At 58.6% G+C, this 14283-nt stretch carries 13 protein-coding genes and 1 pseudogene; 6 read left to right on the top strand and 8 right to left on the bottom strand.

Annotation, left to right across the window (positions count from 1 at the left end):
• The first annotated feature begins 31 nt into the window (after nt 1-31).
• A complete protein-coding gene (locus ACODTZ_RS28695) occupies nt 32-289 on the top strand; it encodes a hypothetical protein (RefSeq protein WP_489029853.1) in 258 nt (85 codons plus the stop codon).
• Nucleotides 290-345: 56 nt separating this feature from the next.
• On the opposite strand, the gene ACODTZ_RS28690 is transcribed toward ACODTZ_RS28695, so the two are convergent.
• Both ACODTZ_RS28690 and ACODTZ_RS28685 read right to left on the bottom strand, forming a co-directional pair.
• The gene (locus ACODTZ_RS28690) at nt 346-969 is read right to left on the bottom strand and encodes a plasmid pRiA4b ORF-3 family protein (protein ID WP_489029851.1); all 624 of its coding nucleotides are present in this window, start codon (nt 967-969) and stop codon (nt 346-348) included.
• Between the two features lie 168 nt (nt 970-1137).
• Nucleotides 1138-1500: a response regulator gene (locus ACODTZ_RS28685; protein WP_489029849.1), complete on the bottom strand. Its 363-nt coding sequence runs from the start codon at nt 1498-1500 to the stop codon at nt 1138-1140.
• A gap of 150 nt (nt 1501-1650) precedes the next feature.
• On the opposite strand from ACODTZ_RS28685, the gene ACODTZ_RS28680 reads away from it, so the two are divergent.
• Both ACODTZ_RS28680 and ACODTZ_RS28675 read left to right on the top strand, forming a co-directional pair.
• Complete coding sequence (locus tag ACODTZ_RS28680) at nt 1651-2439, top strand: alpha/beta fold hydrolase (RefSeq protein WP_489029847.1); 789 nt, start codon at nt 1651-1653, stop codon at nt 2437-2439.
• A pseudogene (locus tag ACODTZ_RS28675) lies at nt 2405-3600 on the top strand (PAS domain-containing sensor histidine kinase). The gene ACODTZ_RS28680 and the pseudogene ACODTZ_RS28675 overlap by 35 nt, the downstream one beginning before the upstream one ends.
• 261 nt (nt 3601-3861) lie before the next feature.
• Here the strand turns inward: ACODTZ_RS28675 and ACODTZ_RS28670 are convergent.
• The 4 genes from ACODTZ_RS28670 to ACODTZ_RS28655 form a co-directional block, all read right to left on the bottom strand.
• Nucleotides 3862-4686 (bottom strand): oxidoreductase, encoded by an 825-nt coding sequence (locus tag ACODTZ_RS28670; RefSeq protein WP_489029845.1) that lies wholly within the window; start codon nt 4684-4686, stop codon nt 3862-3864.
• A gap of 25 nt (nt 4687-4711) precedes the next feature.
• Entirely contained in the window at nt 4712-5215 is a 504-nt protein-coding gene (locus ACODTZ_RS28665; protein WP_489029843.1) for a nuclear transport factor 2 family protein, read from the bottom strand.
• Between the two features lie 84 nt (nt 5216-5299).
• Complete coding sequence (locus ACODTZ_RS28660; protein WP_489024550.1) at nt 5300-6112, bottom strand: SDR family oxidoreductase; 813 nt, start codon at nt 6110-6112, stop codon at nt 5300-5302.
• 30 nt (nt 6113-6142) lie between these two features.
• Nucleotides 6143-6556 carry a GlcG/HbpS family heme-binding protein gene (locus ACODTZ_RS28655; RefSeq protein ID WP_027510372.1) on the bottom strand — a complete coding sequence of 138 codons (414 nt, stop codon included), beginning with the start codon at nt 6554-6556 and terminating at the stop codon, nt 6143-6145.
• 236 nt (nt 6557-6792) lie between these two features.
• Here ACODTZ_RS28655 and ACODTZ_RS28650 point away from each other — a divergent pair, with 236 nt between their 5' ends.
• Nucleotides 6793-9567, top strand: coding sequence for an ATP-binding protein (locus ACODTZ_RS28650; RefSeq protein WP_489029841.1), 2775 nt, complete (start codon nt 6793-6795; stop codon nt 9565-9567).
• Between the two features lie 7 nt (nt 9568-9574).
• Here the strand turns inward: ACODTZ_RS28650 and ACODTZ_RS28645 are convergent, their stop codons facing one another.
• Nucleotides 9575-10738, bottom strand: coding sequence for a hypothetical protein (locus tag ACODTZ_RS28645; protein WP_489029839.1), 1164 nt, complete (start codon nt 10736-10738; stop codon nt 9575-9577).
• A gap of 367 nt (nt 10739-11105) precedes the next feature.
• Between ACODTZ_RS28645 and ACODTZ_RS28640 the strand changes: the two genes are divergently transcribed.
• Together ACODTZ_RS28640 and ACODTZ_RS28635 are read left to right on the top strand one after the other, a co-directional pair.
• The gene (locus ACODTZ_RS28640) at nt 11106-12017 is read left to right on the top strand and encodes an HNH endonuclease (protein WP_489029837.1); all 912 of its coding nucleotides are present in this window, start codon (nt 11106-11108) and stop codon (nt 12015-12017) included.
• A 93-nt stretch (nt 12018-12110) separates the two neighbouring features.
• Nucleotides 12111-12821: an AcrVA2 family anti-CRISPR protein gene (locus tag ACODTZ_RS28635; RefSeq protein ID WP_489029835.1), complete on the top strand. Its 711-nt coding sequence runs from the start codon at nt 12111-12113 to the stop codon at nt 12819-12821.
• Between the two features lie 621 nt (nt 12822-13442).
• Here the strand turns inward: ACODTZ_RS28635 and ACODTZ_RS28630 are convergent.
• On the bottom strand, nt 13443-14283 hold an 841-nt coding region (locus ACODTZ_RS28630), incomplete at its 5' end, for an IS110 family RNA-guided transposase (protein ID WP_489029833.1).

Raw genomic sequence — 14283 nt, 5'->3', positions numbered from 1 at the left:
TTGGCTTCCTTCGGGGCAGAATGGAGTCCCGATGCAAAATCTTAAACAGTTCGCCATGAGCTCCAATGGAGATCGCTGGTTTCTAGGCAAACGCTCTGCCGACGGCGAGGCGATCGTTCTTCACCGCGCCAATCCATCTTCAGGCGGCCATGAAACGGAAACGCTTGTCGCAGACTTCCTTAACATTCGGCCGTTCGGTCCGGAGCGTGAAGCGCTCATCGAACTGCTCGGTGTCGGTGACGATGCGGGTGATCCCAAGCAGGAGAGCTACACGTCCTCGTCACAGTAGGTATTCCGCTTTCTCAAGCGGGCAGGTTTAACAAGCCACCACAATGTACCCGTCGGTCATGTCTTCGGCCCGGATTTCGGCTTTGGTTGGTAGAGACGCCGTTTCACGCTCGCGCGCAGAGCGTTGCGAACATCCTTGTCCGTCATCGACTGGTCGAACCATTCCGGATCGAAGTAGCCACCGCACCACCGGAGTGTTTCGGCATATTCGGGATCTCCACGGTCCGCGATGATTTCCAGAAACCGATCATATCCCGACACGCCACCAACATCCTCGGGCGGTCGCGCCCTGGCGCCGGCGACGCAACTGCCGTGTTTTGGCGCAGACGCGAGCGTCAAGAAATCGTCGATCGCGACGGTATGCCGCCAGCCATCCCCGAAATCATAATGGTAGCTGAAGACCGCGCCTTGCTCGAAGTCCAGCAAGCGAACCTCTGTCTGATCGAAGACGCGAGGATCGTCATCGGTGGCATCCTCCGTGAGGATGTCGACGTCGCCATACCGCAGGCAGCCGATCCGGAATTCGTAAAGATGATAGTTCCACCAGTTGAAAGCGGCCTGGATTCCAAGATGCAGATGCTCCAGGTTCCAATGAACCGGCAGGACCAGACGGCGCCAGACGTCCGGCTCGATCTCGTCGATGGAAACCCTGATCTGCTCAGCGTTTGCGGGCTTGAACATCGCCCAAAAAACAAAATTTGCGGAAGGCCGTCAAGATAGTTAGCTGCGCTCGAAGGCGTAGTCGATCTTTCAATCGACGGTAGGCAGGCAAGGTTTCCGGCTCAGCTCGGCTGATGGTTCAAACTGAAGCGACGTGGAAAACGTCCGGCTTCCACCGCCGCAAATCGGCTAAGCCACCATATCCAACATTGCCGCCGAGACCGCGTCCGGCTGATGGGGTTTACCCATGAAACGGCTCCCTGGGGGAATCTCGTCTGATCTCACGCTGTGCAGGCCGGATGTCACGATGATCTTCACGGCCGGCCATCGAATATGTGTTTCTGCCGCAAGCATGAGGCCGTTCATTTTTCCCGGCATGTCGATATCGGTGAACAGCAACTGGATGTCTGAGTGGCTCTCCAAGAGCAGCATCGCCTCGTGCGCATTCGGCGCCTCAAGCACCTGGAACCCCTTCTCCGAAAGATCGTCGGCGATTTCCATACGGATCAACGGTTCGTCTTCAACAATTAAGATAATGATGGGAATGTTCATCAGCCGCCTTCAGCAGGTGTGAGGCCAGCTATAACGACTGACAATATGAGAAGAGCGTCTGAGAACAATCGTTCCCATCGCCATGAAATAAATGTCGAAACTCGACGGACAATGCATGCCACGACACGAGAACGTGCTAAAGGGTTAGTCATGTCAGTCGTCGAACGCAACAACATTCGTCTTCACGGAGCCGGCGACCGCACTATGGTTTTCGCTCACGGGTTTGGCTGCGACCAGAACATGTGGCGATACGTCGAGCCAGCCTTTCGGGATCGGTTCAGGACGGTTCTATTCGATCATGTGGGAGCTGGCCATTCTGATCTGGCCGCCTACGACGCGGCGAAGTACGCCTCCCTGTCAGGATACGCCGACGACGTTGTCCAGATCGGGCGTGAGCTCGATCTTCAGAATGCGGTGTTCGTCGGCCATTCTGTCAGTGCGATGATTGGAGCGTTGGCATTGATACAGGCGCCGGAGATGTTCACCGACCTGATTATGGTCTGCCCGTCCCCGCGATACATCGATGACGGCGACTATGTCGGCGGTTTTGCCGCCGCCGAGATCGAAGAACTTCTGACATCGCTGGCTGACAACTATATGGGTTGGTCCGCAGCAATGGCCCCCGTCATTATGGGCAATCCTGACCGACCGGAACTTGGCGAGGAGCTGACGAACAGCTTTTGCCGCACCGATCCCGCGATCGCCAGACAGTTTGCGAGGACGACCTTTATGTCTGACAATCGGGCCGACCTGCCGAACGTGAAAGCCAGGACGCTTATCCTGCAATCGAGCGACGACATCATCGCGTCCGAGCAAGTCGGCGAATACGTACACAAGTCGATATCGGCCAGCCGGATTGTCTATTTGAAGGCGAGCGGCCACTGCCCGAATTTGAGCGCACCTGATGAAGTCATATCCGCGGTGGCCAAGTTTGTCTGACGCCGAACCCTCCGAGGATCTGGAAGACCTCTTTGAGAACGCGCCTTGCGGCTATCTCTCCATGCGTCCGGACGGACGGGTCGCCAAGGTCAATCGCACCTTGTGCGGATGGCTCGACAAACAGCCGGAAGAGATCGTCGGGGAGCGTTTCCGCGATCTCCTCAACGTTCCCGGTCGCATCTTTTACGAAACCCATTTCGCCCCTCTGCTTCGCATGCAGGGATTTTTCAACGAAGTCGCCCTCGACCTGAAAACATCGGACGGGAGCACCATTGCGACAATTGCGAATGCGTCAGAGCGGCGAGGGGATAGGGATGAACCCCTCTTCACCCGTCTGACGATCTTCAAGGCGACGGAGAGGCGACGGTACGAACGTGACCTCGTCGACGCCCAGTCTACGGAACGCGAAGCGCGTCTCCGGCTTGAGGAAAACAACGCTGATCTGACGGCCGATGTTGCCGAGCAGGTTGCCAATCGTTTGCTCGAAAAGCAGAATGCCGATCTACGAGAGCAGTTCATCGCCGTGCTTGGACACGACTTGCGCAACCCACTGGCGGCCATCAATGCCGGTAGGCGGATGATCGAAAAGTTGCATCTGGACGCAAAGACCACGCGGATTACCCGCCTCATGGGGAGAGTGTCACGCGGATGAGCGGGCTCATCGACAATCTGATGGATTTTGCACGCGGTCGTCTGGGAGGCGGTATTGGGGTGGAGATCAGACACGGCGATCGGATAGAGCCTACCCTTGCCCAGGTCGTGAACGAGATCAGATCTAGCCATCCGGACAGAGAGATCGAGCTGCGGTTCGACGTACCTCAAACCGTGGACGTCGACCACGCGAGGGTTGCCCAGATGTTTTCCAATCTGCTCGGCAACGCGATCGCGCATGGATCGAAGGACCGTCCTATCGTTGTCGACGCCAACATCGTTGATGACGTGTTCCATCTCTCAGTGTCCAATGGCGGTGAGCCCATACCGCCTGCAGCGATGGAGCGCTTGTTTCAGCCCTTTTATCGCGGCGACATCAGCCCCAGTTCGCAAGGATTGGGGCTTGGGCTCTACATCGCGTCACAGATTGCAGAAGCTCACGGCGGTCAGCTTCATGTAAAATCTGACGATGTGGAAACGAAGTTCACGTTCAAGCTGCCGGTGGCCTGAGGTTACTGACATCTGCGCTGCCAATCAGTGGAGGAGATCCGGTCGGCCGCGCCAAACCAGCGATCCGGCCTGAGGTGAGAAGGTCCCCTCGGGTAACGTGCCGGGCTGATAGGCTGCGACGACAGCGTGACCAACGGCCGCGCTGGGGATGTCTATATTTCAGGAGGTTAGCTCCATTTGCAGGCCAACGCAGCGGTTCGATTCCGCTCAACGCTAGGTGCCCGCGCTTGGCTTTTGAGACGAACACAGCTATCTGCCGGCTTAGAAGTCCGTAGACGCCGAGACGGTGCGCCATTGAGCAAGGATAGCTGCATCGGAGGTATGTTTCGCCTCGATCGCGGCAACCGTGTCGCTCCCGAACGGCATGCGGACGGGGGGCTGATCGACGTCGGCGAAGGCGACGACCTGCCGAGCGAACTTCTCCGGATCTCCGGGCTGATTGTGATTGAGGGATGCCGCGTGCTCGCGCACCGCACCTGCCGTTCCATCATAGTCGCGTATCCGGTTGCTGCTTGCCGACAACGAGCTGGCATCGAGGAAATCCGTCCGAAAGTAGCCCGGCTCGACGACGGTCACATGGATTCCAAGGGGCGCGAGTTCGGCGTGAAGCGCTTCCGACAATCCCTCGACCGCGAACTTGGTGGAGCAATATATGCCGAAGCCTGCACCCGCGCGATAGCCTCCGATCGAAGAGATGTTGAGGATGCGGCCGGATCGCTGTGCCCGCATTTGCGGAAGGACCGCGCGCGTCACCGTCAGCAGGCCGAAGACGTTTGTCCGGTAGAGCCGTTCGATCTCTCCCGCGGTGGCTTCCTCCACCGCCCCGATGAGACCAAAGCCCGCGTTGTTCAACAGGATGTCAATCGTCCCAAAGCGTTCGACAGCCTGCTGGGCCGCATCGTGCGCCTGCTGCTCGTTTGTGACGTCCAAGGCGGCTGCGAAAAGGTTGGACCGCTCCCCGAGCTTGTCTATGACGGATGCCGCACTGCGGGCGGTAGCAACCACATTGTCTCCCCGCTCGAGGGCGAACTGTGCGATGCGGGCGCCGAACCCGCGCGATGCTCCAGTGATGAACCAGGTTTTCATGTCGATCTTCCTCCGTATGACGGGCCTATTCGGCCGCGACTGGCAGCTCCCAGAGCTTGTTGAACGCAATGCTGTCGAAGAACGCTGATGCCGTGACGATCTTGCCGCCATCGAGGCCGAGGAACCACGCATAGGTGTTCTTGTAGGGCTGGCCGTCCTTCGCTGTTCCTGCGGCATCGAAGAAGACGATGACCGTATCGCCGTCCGCATACATATTCCGGATCGTCGGCTTGAGGCCGACGCTCATCCGCGCGTTGAACGGCTTGATCACCTCGTTGATGAACGCATCCTTGCTGCCGTAGGTTTTGGACGCAGCAGAGTTGCCTGTAATCGTCCACGCCACGTTGTCCGCCAGAAGGTCATAGGGACTACCAGTGCCCGCGGCCCACGCATCGAACGCCTTCTGGACTGTCGCCTTGTTGGCGGCCTCGTCTGCAATGGCCGTGCCAGCAAAAAAGGTGGCGGCAGAAATGGCAACCGCGACAGCGGTCGCACGAAGCGTTGCCACTGATGTTTTGCATCTACTCATCTCTGAACTCCTTCGAACGAGTTATCATGCCGGCGGACGCTTCCGGCGGCGGAGAAGAGCGGCGGGGGCAACGCCGCAGGTATTTTAGATCTGGGCTTCCCAGGCCTTGAGCTGGTGATCCTTCAGCATGTCCTCGATCACCTTCGGGCAGACATTGCGGAATTTGCCCGTGTCGGACGGAACGATCTCGATCATGCGATCGATCATCTCGGTCGGATCCATCTTGCCTTCCGGCGTAGCGAAGAAGTCGTCGAAGCCTTTGCGGAGATCGGCGCGCTTCGTGAAGTTCTTGCCGTCGTCCATCCAGCGGAACGGATTATCGGCCATCGTTTCGTTATAGCCTGTGTAATAGGCGCCGGGATTGACGGTCTGGATCTTGATCCCGTAGGCCGCCAGTTCCTGCTGAAGCGCCTCCGCGATGGATTCCAGCGCGTGCTTCGTCGAGACGTAGGTACCCCAGTTCGCCGGCGTGAACAGGCCGCCCATCGAGGACGTGAAGACTACCTTCTTGCCGTGGTGTTTCCCTTCCCGGATCCAGCGCTGGATGACGCCCTGCGTGAGCGTCAGCGGAAGGAAGACATTTGTTTCGAAGTTGCGGCGGACGATATCCACGGGGATTTCCCAGACTGGACCGGGTTCGCCCTGGCCTGCATTGTTCCAGAGAACGTCGAAATCCCAACCCTGCGCCTGCTTGATGTCATAGGGATCGGTGAGGTCGAGGCGCTCGACGCGGATGCGCTTGCCGAGATCAAGTGCCGCCACTTCCTCGCGCATGGCGGTGACCATGGGCGAGACCTGGCAGGTCGCGATAATGTTGTGGCCGTTCTTGGCCATTCCAATTGCAGCAGCCTTGCCGAAGCCCGAGCCGCCGCCAGTGATGAGGATCGTCTTGCTCATGTCATTGCCTCTCTGTGATTGGGTTGAAGTCTAGCGGAGCATCGCCTCGAAGGCGGCAAGTCCCGCCCTGGCGATCTTGGTGTCCTGTTCAATGGTTCCGCCGGAAACACCGAGCGAACCCGCCATTCCTCCATTGGGACATTTGAGGGCGATCCCGCCTCCATAGGGTGCCAAACCATCGTTGGTCAGCTCAAGGTGCGGCGCCGGGGCTCCAGGCTTCAGGTAATCCCAGACGTCCTCGCTGTTGCATTGGAAGAGGACCGCGGTCTTGGCCTTCCGGATCGCGATATCGATAGACCCGAGAACCGCTCCGTCCATGCGGTGAAACGCCTTCAGGTGTCCGCCGTCGTCGAGGATCGCGATGATCGCCGCGAGGCCCATCTCCCGTGCCTTGGCTTCGGCGTGGTCGATGATCGCCTGCGCGTTGTGAGCCGAGATAGGCATTGGCAAAACTCCCTTTCGTCCGCGTCATTTTTTGATGGGTGGACTGTCGAATGGGCGTGCGTTTGCTTCAAGTTGATAGCTGTTAAGAGTTGTTAAAGCGGGCCGCAAATGTACCTTGAACACCCCCAGAAAGGTCGACTTCGGGGGGCCCCGGAAAGTAGGCCAGGCAGGGCCGCCACCTTGTCGCTCTTGCGGTCTTCCGGTATTTAGAGGCCTGTTGTCGCGCGGAGCCGGTCGTGTCAGTGCAACAGTTCACATTCGGTCCATTTGAGCTCGACCCCATGCGCCTCGAATTGCGGCGTGATGGCGTCCGGCTGAATGTCGGCGCGCGAGCCTGCCGGGTTCTCGTGGCGTTGGTGGAACGCTCCGGCCAAGTCGTCACCCAGCAGGAGCTGTTGGCGGCAGGCTGGTCCGGTCTGCATGTCGCGGACGTGAACCTTCGCGTGCACATCGTGGCACTGCGCAAGGCGCTCTCCGGAGGGGCAGACGGAACATTCGACATCACGACGGTGCCGCGCGAGGGATATGTGTTCGCTGGGCCCGTCTCACCGATTGGGGCCGCTGCGCCCACCTCACCGCGTTCATCGCTTGCGATTCCGAGACAGCTCACCACGCTCTTCGGCCGAGACGAAGCGGTGGCGCGTCTCGGCGATGCTGTTACCCGGCATCGGATCGTTACGATCGTTGGGCCGGGAGGCATCGGCAAGACGGCCATGGCGCTGGCAGCTATCGCAGACCACGCTGACGGCGCCGACGGGGAATGCGTGTTCGTAGATTTCTCGACATCAGTGACATCTCTTCATGTCGAGACCCGGCTGTTCGAGGCGCTTGAACTCGAAGGGAGCCCAAACGATGTGTCCGCCTACATCGAGCGCGCGTTGGACGGCAGGACGATCCTGCTCGTCCTCGACAACTGCGAACATGTGATTGGTCACGTGGCGGCGCTGGTGGCAAGTTTGACAAGCAGGACCGGTGGCGTTTCGGTCCTCGCCACCAGCCGCGAACCGCTGCGGGTCCCCGGCGAGCGCATCTTTCCGCTTGAGCCACTGGATTGTCCGCCTGAAGGTGCCGTGCTGACTGGGCGGTCGGCCATGATCTATCCCGCGATCCAGATGTTCGCAGAGGCTGCCGGCCGCCGTTCGCTTGCGTTCGCTGTCGATGACGCCAACGCCTCTCTCCTGGGTGAGGTCTGTCGGCGACTGGACGGAAGTCCGCCTGCCATAGAACTCGCGGCGGCGACGAGTGACACCATGACGATCGCCGAGCTTGCGCGTCGGCTCGACGATCGGTTCAATGTTCTGACACGGGGCGCCCGAACGGCATTGCCAAAACACCGTACGCTGCAGGCGGCGGTCGACTGGAGCTACGATGCCCTGAGCGCGGAGGAAGCGCTTGTGATGCGGCGGCTCGGGGTGTTTCCGGGGCGCTTCACAGCCGAGGATGCAAGAGCCGCCGTTGCAGACGAGACATTGCCTGGTGACGGCATTCATCATGCCCTGGCGAACCTGGCGACTAAGTCACTTGTGACCGTCGATTTCAGCGGGGAGATCGCTTCGTTCCGCTTCCTCGAGACGATGCGGGTCTATGCGAGGCTCAAACTGCTCGAAAGTGACGACGCCCCCGCAGCCTACGCCCGCTTCCTCGACCATACTTTGCGGCGACTGGATGCGATCGACCAACTGGAAGCCTCCGAAGATGATATCAGACGGAGGCACGCCACCCTCCTGGACGATTGGCGCGCTGCACATGATTGGTCGATCCGAAACCGCGACTGGCATACGGCTCAGAAATTGATGAAAGGAGCAATCGGCTTCAGTCAGTCTCTCAATATTAGAGTGGAATACGTGCACCGCGCGATCGAAACGCTTCGCGTGATACCTCCTGACCTGCAGAGTGACGATGCCCTGTGGTTGGAGATGCGCATCTGCGCCCACGCAGCGCAGATGCTTCTCGACACGCAGCCGCCTGATCCACCGAACTTCATCGACTGTATCGAAACCATTGCGTTACGCGCGCTTGAACTCTCTAAGCGACTGAACGCCCCTGATCATCAGATGAGCGCGCTCGTGACGCTGACGATCGGCGCGTTGACGGGAGCAAATGTCGAAGAACTCGAATCTTATGGTGCAGGCGTCTTCGAACTGGCTCAGCGACTGAAGGATTCCGATTCCTTCCGGACAGCTTACTATCTCAACGGTTACACCAAGTATTATCGCTCCAAGTTCGGCGCCGCCGTTGGCGATTGTGACCGCGCGCTTGACATCGCCGCCCAGTCACAATCTGGCGCGTCAATCGCATTCGACCACGTACCAAGCGTCCGTGTGCTGCGCTCGCGTGCGCTATGGATACAGGGTGAATTCCTCTCTGGATTGGATGAGATGGACGAGGCTCATCGGATAGCGCTCAATGGAGGGCACGTTCCGACGATCGCCTGGGTGGCATGGTGCGGGTTGTGCGTCTATTCCTGGGCTGGCCTCATGGAGAAGGCGGCAGGAAGCGCGAAGCTGCATGAGCAATTGGCGAGGGAGTATAGGAATCCCGGTTGGTCGAGATATATTCCAAGTGCGCACGAGGCGTTGGAACGTCTTCGCGACGGCCGCAGATCCTTCGACACATCGCCGATCGACTGGATCCCCCATGTCCCCTCTCATGCCGACATGATGACGAGCATCCACTGTGGGTTTCACAGGTCCGCGGATCTTCAGCGTATCGAATCCGTACCACAGCATTGGTGTGCCTCGGAGCACTTCCGCGGCGCCGGCGAGCACCATCTGATGGCAGGCCGTCTGGTTGAAGCCGAAAGGTTCTTTTCGCGGGCGCTCACGATATCGCGGTCGCGCGCCGCGGCGGCCTGGGAGATACGCGCCACACTTAGTCTGGCCCGGCTCAGGGTTCAGCAGGAACAGAGCTCGGCTGCCCGTGCCCTGTTGGAGCCGCTTGTCGAACGCTTTGCGCAGTTCGAGGGCAACGCGGATCTCGCCTATGCGGCACGTCTCGTGGCCACCTGCTGACTGGAGCCTAGCTGCCGGGCGTGACCCCAGCTTCAACTGCAGACGGCATCCTTCGCCGAGCCGATATAGCGGCGCAGACAAGATAGAGAAGCAGGGACATTGCCGACATCGCGACAGCCACCCAGCAGCCGCCGAGCACATCGATATCAGTCGTCGCGAAGGACGCAAGCAAAGGTCCCAATCCATTTCCGAAGAGGATCATCGGCAAGATCAAGACGGCAGCCTTTCTGGTTACATCGAGCCTGACGATTTCGGCCATCTGAAACGCCTGTGCCGCTGCCGCTGCACTAGCGAAAACGCAGACGGAAAAAACGAAGGCCTTGGGCATGGCGATCTGCACGGCGACGGCCGTGAAAACTGTCTGAGCAAGCACCACCGAAAACAGCGTTGGCCACTTCGCAACCTTCGGGACCAACCATGCGGAAAGCCACGCCGCTGCAACCTGGCCCGCAAGCGCAGAAGAAAAGGCCAGCCCGACAACCGATGGGCTAAGTCCGTGCTGATTGGCAACGCGCTCGATGTAGGTCCAGGCGGCGCCCAGCCCGCCGCTTTGGAGGATGGTGCCGACGCAAAACAGCACCACCGCGCCGCTGAAGGGAATACGAGTTCGTTCCGGGGCAACGTGGGGAGCGACCCGATCCACCAGAGTGATCGCGAACGCGGCTGCCACCAAGGCCCCAGCGGCGAGCGTATAGAAGCCAGCCTCGATCCCAAACTTGGGGATGAGAACGACCGGGATCAGGTAGGCGAGGCCAATCTGGGGAACCACAGAGGCGCCGACGAGGATCCCGGTCAAACGGTCGGGATTGTTGGAGCGCACGATGATCGCGTTCGCCGCGCCGAAGAGCAGGCCGCCAAGCAATCCTGCTATCGCTCGATCCAGCAGGATCATCGCTTCGCTTCCGGTGTGTGTAGTCGCCACGTTCACGACTGCCAAAGCGAGGCCGGCAGCCACGGCCTTCAACCGCATGGCGCCGCGCGCCATCCAGTAGCCGCCAACCGCGGAACCCAGTGCAAGCCCGAAGAGTTCGAACATCGCTGCTTGGCCGATGCCGGCTTTGCTCAGCCGGCCAACCTCGTCTAATCCACCGAGAAGGATTGGGAGGACGCCCAGCGACAGCAGTGATGCGGTGCCGACGACCATCGCGCCGAGTATCGTAACCGGATGCATGCGTGAGATCCCGAAAGCACATTGCTATTGCTGGTTCGATCGTTCTCTGAATGCTGTGTTGATGCGGAGCAAATTCCCTATTAGGCATGGGAAAGAGACGCACATGCCCTTTTGGCTTTGTACTTCGCATCTTGTAAAATTGGAACCATAGAACCGCCATGGCTTCAGCGCGAGCCACCAAGACCATGGTGTCGGTAGAGTTGCGGGTCAGGTGGCCGGCCACGATTTTGGATTGCAAACCCGTCAAACAACAGACGGTCACGACAAGACGGCAGGTGGTCCCCGCGCGTAGAGCACCACATTCTTGACAGTATATATTGACCGATCTCCCTGGTTTCGATTGCGGTCACCATGGTAGAGATCGGAAATGGGATTCGGGGTTTTCATTCACCGCACAGATTCAATCTATGACGACAGTCCGGCTGAGCAATATCAGTTTCCGAGCCAGTATCTCGGGCGCGTCCAAGCCTGCGTTGAAGACTGGATCATCTATTACGAGCCTCGAAAAGTGGCGGGCACGCGCGGATACTTCGCGGTCGCCAAAGTCGCACAGGTCATTCCAGATCCCAAAGCGTCTGGAATGTATCTGGCGCTAATTGAACCCGGCAGTTATCTCGATTTCGTCAATACAGTTCCCTTCAGCGGGCCTGATGGTGTGATTGAGCGTGGAGTGCTCAACGAAGTGGGGCGGATTTCGGGACGAGCGCAGGCCGCAGTCCGTCCAATCTCACCCGGGGATTTCAATCGGATACTGTCGAACGGATTGGCGGACGATAAACCCGAACTGCCGCGATCAGGAGAGGCCGTTGACGTGGGTTTTCTGAGCGGGTTTGCAGAGAGCAGCCAAGTTCCCACGATCTTCGAGCAAAATAGAGCAAGAGTCACCCAGCTTTCGTCGCGCATCATTCGCGATCGACTGTTTCGCCGCTTGATCTTGCAGGCCTACGACAAGCGATGTGCGATAACCGGCTTGAAGCTAATCAACGGCGGCGGCCGGGCCGAGGTCGATGCTGCCCATATTCGCCCCGTTGAGGCAAACGGCCCGGACATTTTGTCTAACGGTATTGCGCTTTCAGGAACTGCGCATTGGATGTTCGATCGAGGCCTGATCGGCTTGTCGGACAATCTCGAGGTCCTGACCTCGCGTCATGCAAATGATCGCGAGAGCATTCTCGGACTGATCAACAAGACCGGAAAAGCGATCGTGCCTGCAGGCATCCACGAACGCCCGCATCCTCAGTTTCTGAAATGGCATCGCGACAATACCTTTAAACACTGACACGCCGCCGGTTGATATTCTCCGAATCGAAACCGAAGCTTGGGGTAGCTCTGCCACTTGAGGAGCTGCACTTGTTGCACGAAGGGGATCAAATTGCCTGTTAGCCGCTTTCATGATCTGCGCTTCCTGCCGCATCCTAATTTTCATGGATCGGCAGAGGTTTTTACCCGTATGCAGAGAGCACCGAAGTTCGTCTTTTCGCGGGATGTGATTGAGTGGGTCGTCGAGCATTCCGGCGACTATGCTCATGCCGTCGCCGTAGCGATCGACGCTGGCCGCAGCGAGCTGCCATACGACACCATGCTTGTCGAATGGGAGGACAATTCGGATGAACGAATATTCTGGCTGATTGAGCGTACTGGGGACAACCGCTATAGTATTTGGCCCGCCTTCCACTATTCCCGCGCTAGCCGCGACATTGTCTTCGGAGATCATTTCCCGGCTTCGTTTACCTCGGAGGGAGAAGCATTCGTCCAGCGATACAGTGGCTTACTTCCTTCATCGATATTGCACTCTTTCATAAACTCCTACGCACCCACTGCGGGAATAGCGCTCTGTCTGGCAATGACGCTGCATGTACGGGGCATCATCACGCGAGAGTCCCCTCCGATCAGTCCTAAGCTCGACGCCGCAAGGGCGAAGAGGGGCAAACCACCGATCACCAAAGATTACGTCACGGTGCATATTGGATACGCTACGGACCGGCATGGAAAACAGCATGCCTACGAAGAAGGTCGAGGCGGCGTTAAGCCGCATGTGCGTTGCGGCCACTACAAGAACCAAGCCGTCGGCCCTGGTCGGTAGGATCGCAAGAGAATCTGGATCGATGCATATCTGGTTAATTACGGCACTGACACGATGATCGATCCTCCGCCGCAGTATCTAGTTATTCCCTGACGCGAGGAAAAATGAGGTATTTTACGCAAAAAGGGTTCACATGGACCCCGATAGCAGCTCGGTTGCAAGGATCTGCCACACAAGCCCGTGGGCTTAAATGTCCAAAAATCCACAGTCGTTTATGGTGCGCCCGGAATGGCTAAACCACAAAGCGCTCCGCAATTCCGTAAAGGAAGCAACTGCTACGATCGGAAAACTTGATAGAAGCCCCGTCAGTAAATGACGGGTCGCGAGTTCACATCCCATATGTGGACGGCCCCTGACCCGCAAGATATTTCGAGATAATTTGATCTGATCGCTTGCGTCCATATGTCCGGCCTGTTGTGGCGTTCGCACATGAACGCTGGCCAAGATGGTTTCCGCAACACAGGTCCCAAACATCAAGGCGGCCTTGACGGGCCGATGGGATTTTCGGGGTGTCCTGTGTCCCGGATCGATCGATCACACCATCTGCTATTATCTTGCAAGTTGTCGTATCGCAAACACGTGGCGAAGATCAGGACGGCTTGGCTGCTTGCTTCCCCATCTTCATGTAACGCATCCCGTCAAGGCCGGGCCTGATTTTGCGTTGTATGTCTCTCCCGAGACCATGAGCTTCCAGGCTATGCGCGCCATCTTGTTGGCGAGTGCGACAGCTGCCAATTTGGGCGGCTTTCGAGTGAGGAGTTCCGCCAGCCATCGAGAAGCCTTACCGGATCGCCGCGCGTGATGAATGACAGCTGTTGCTCCAGCCACCAAGACGGCCCGCAAAGCTTCGTCGCCGGCTCGCGTGATACCACCGAGCCGCAGCTTGCCGCCGGTCGAGTGATCTTTTGGCGTCAACCCTATCCAGGCTGCGAACTGGCGGCCAGATTGAAACAGCTCCGGAGCAGGTGTCTTCATGATCAAGAGAGCCGAACCGATTGGGCCAATCCCGGGAATGGTATTGAGGCGTATGCTGCGTTCGTCGTTACGCTGCCATGCCTTTACCTTGACTTCCACATTCGCAATCTTTTTCTCCAGTTCAGCGTATTCCTCGGCCTGGCTGATGAACAATTCCTGTGCGAGCTCTGGCACAGTTTTCTCAGCTTTTATCCTTTCGAGCAGCATCGGAATATGTGCTAGCCCCTTAGCTGCGGAAATGCCGAATTCATTGGCGTAGCCCCGGATCGCGTTGGCGAGTTGGGTGCGGTTGGCGATCAGATGGGTACGGACGCTGATCAGCATGAGTGCTGCTTGGTCCTCAACTGTCTTGACCGGAACAAACCGCATCGTTGGGCGGGCCATCGCCTCGCACAGCCCTTCGGCGTCCGCAGCGTCATTCTTGTTCCGCTTAACGTAAGGCTTGGCGAGTTGTGGGGGGGGGGGGGGGGGGGGGGGGGGGGGGGGG

Source organism: Rhizobium sp. FG113 (assembly GCF_057809895.1).
The sequence above is the reverse complement of the archived record's forward strand: the minus strand, read 5'-3'. Positions and strand labels throughout refer to the sequence as shown.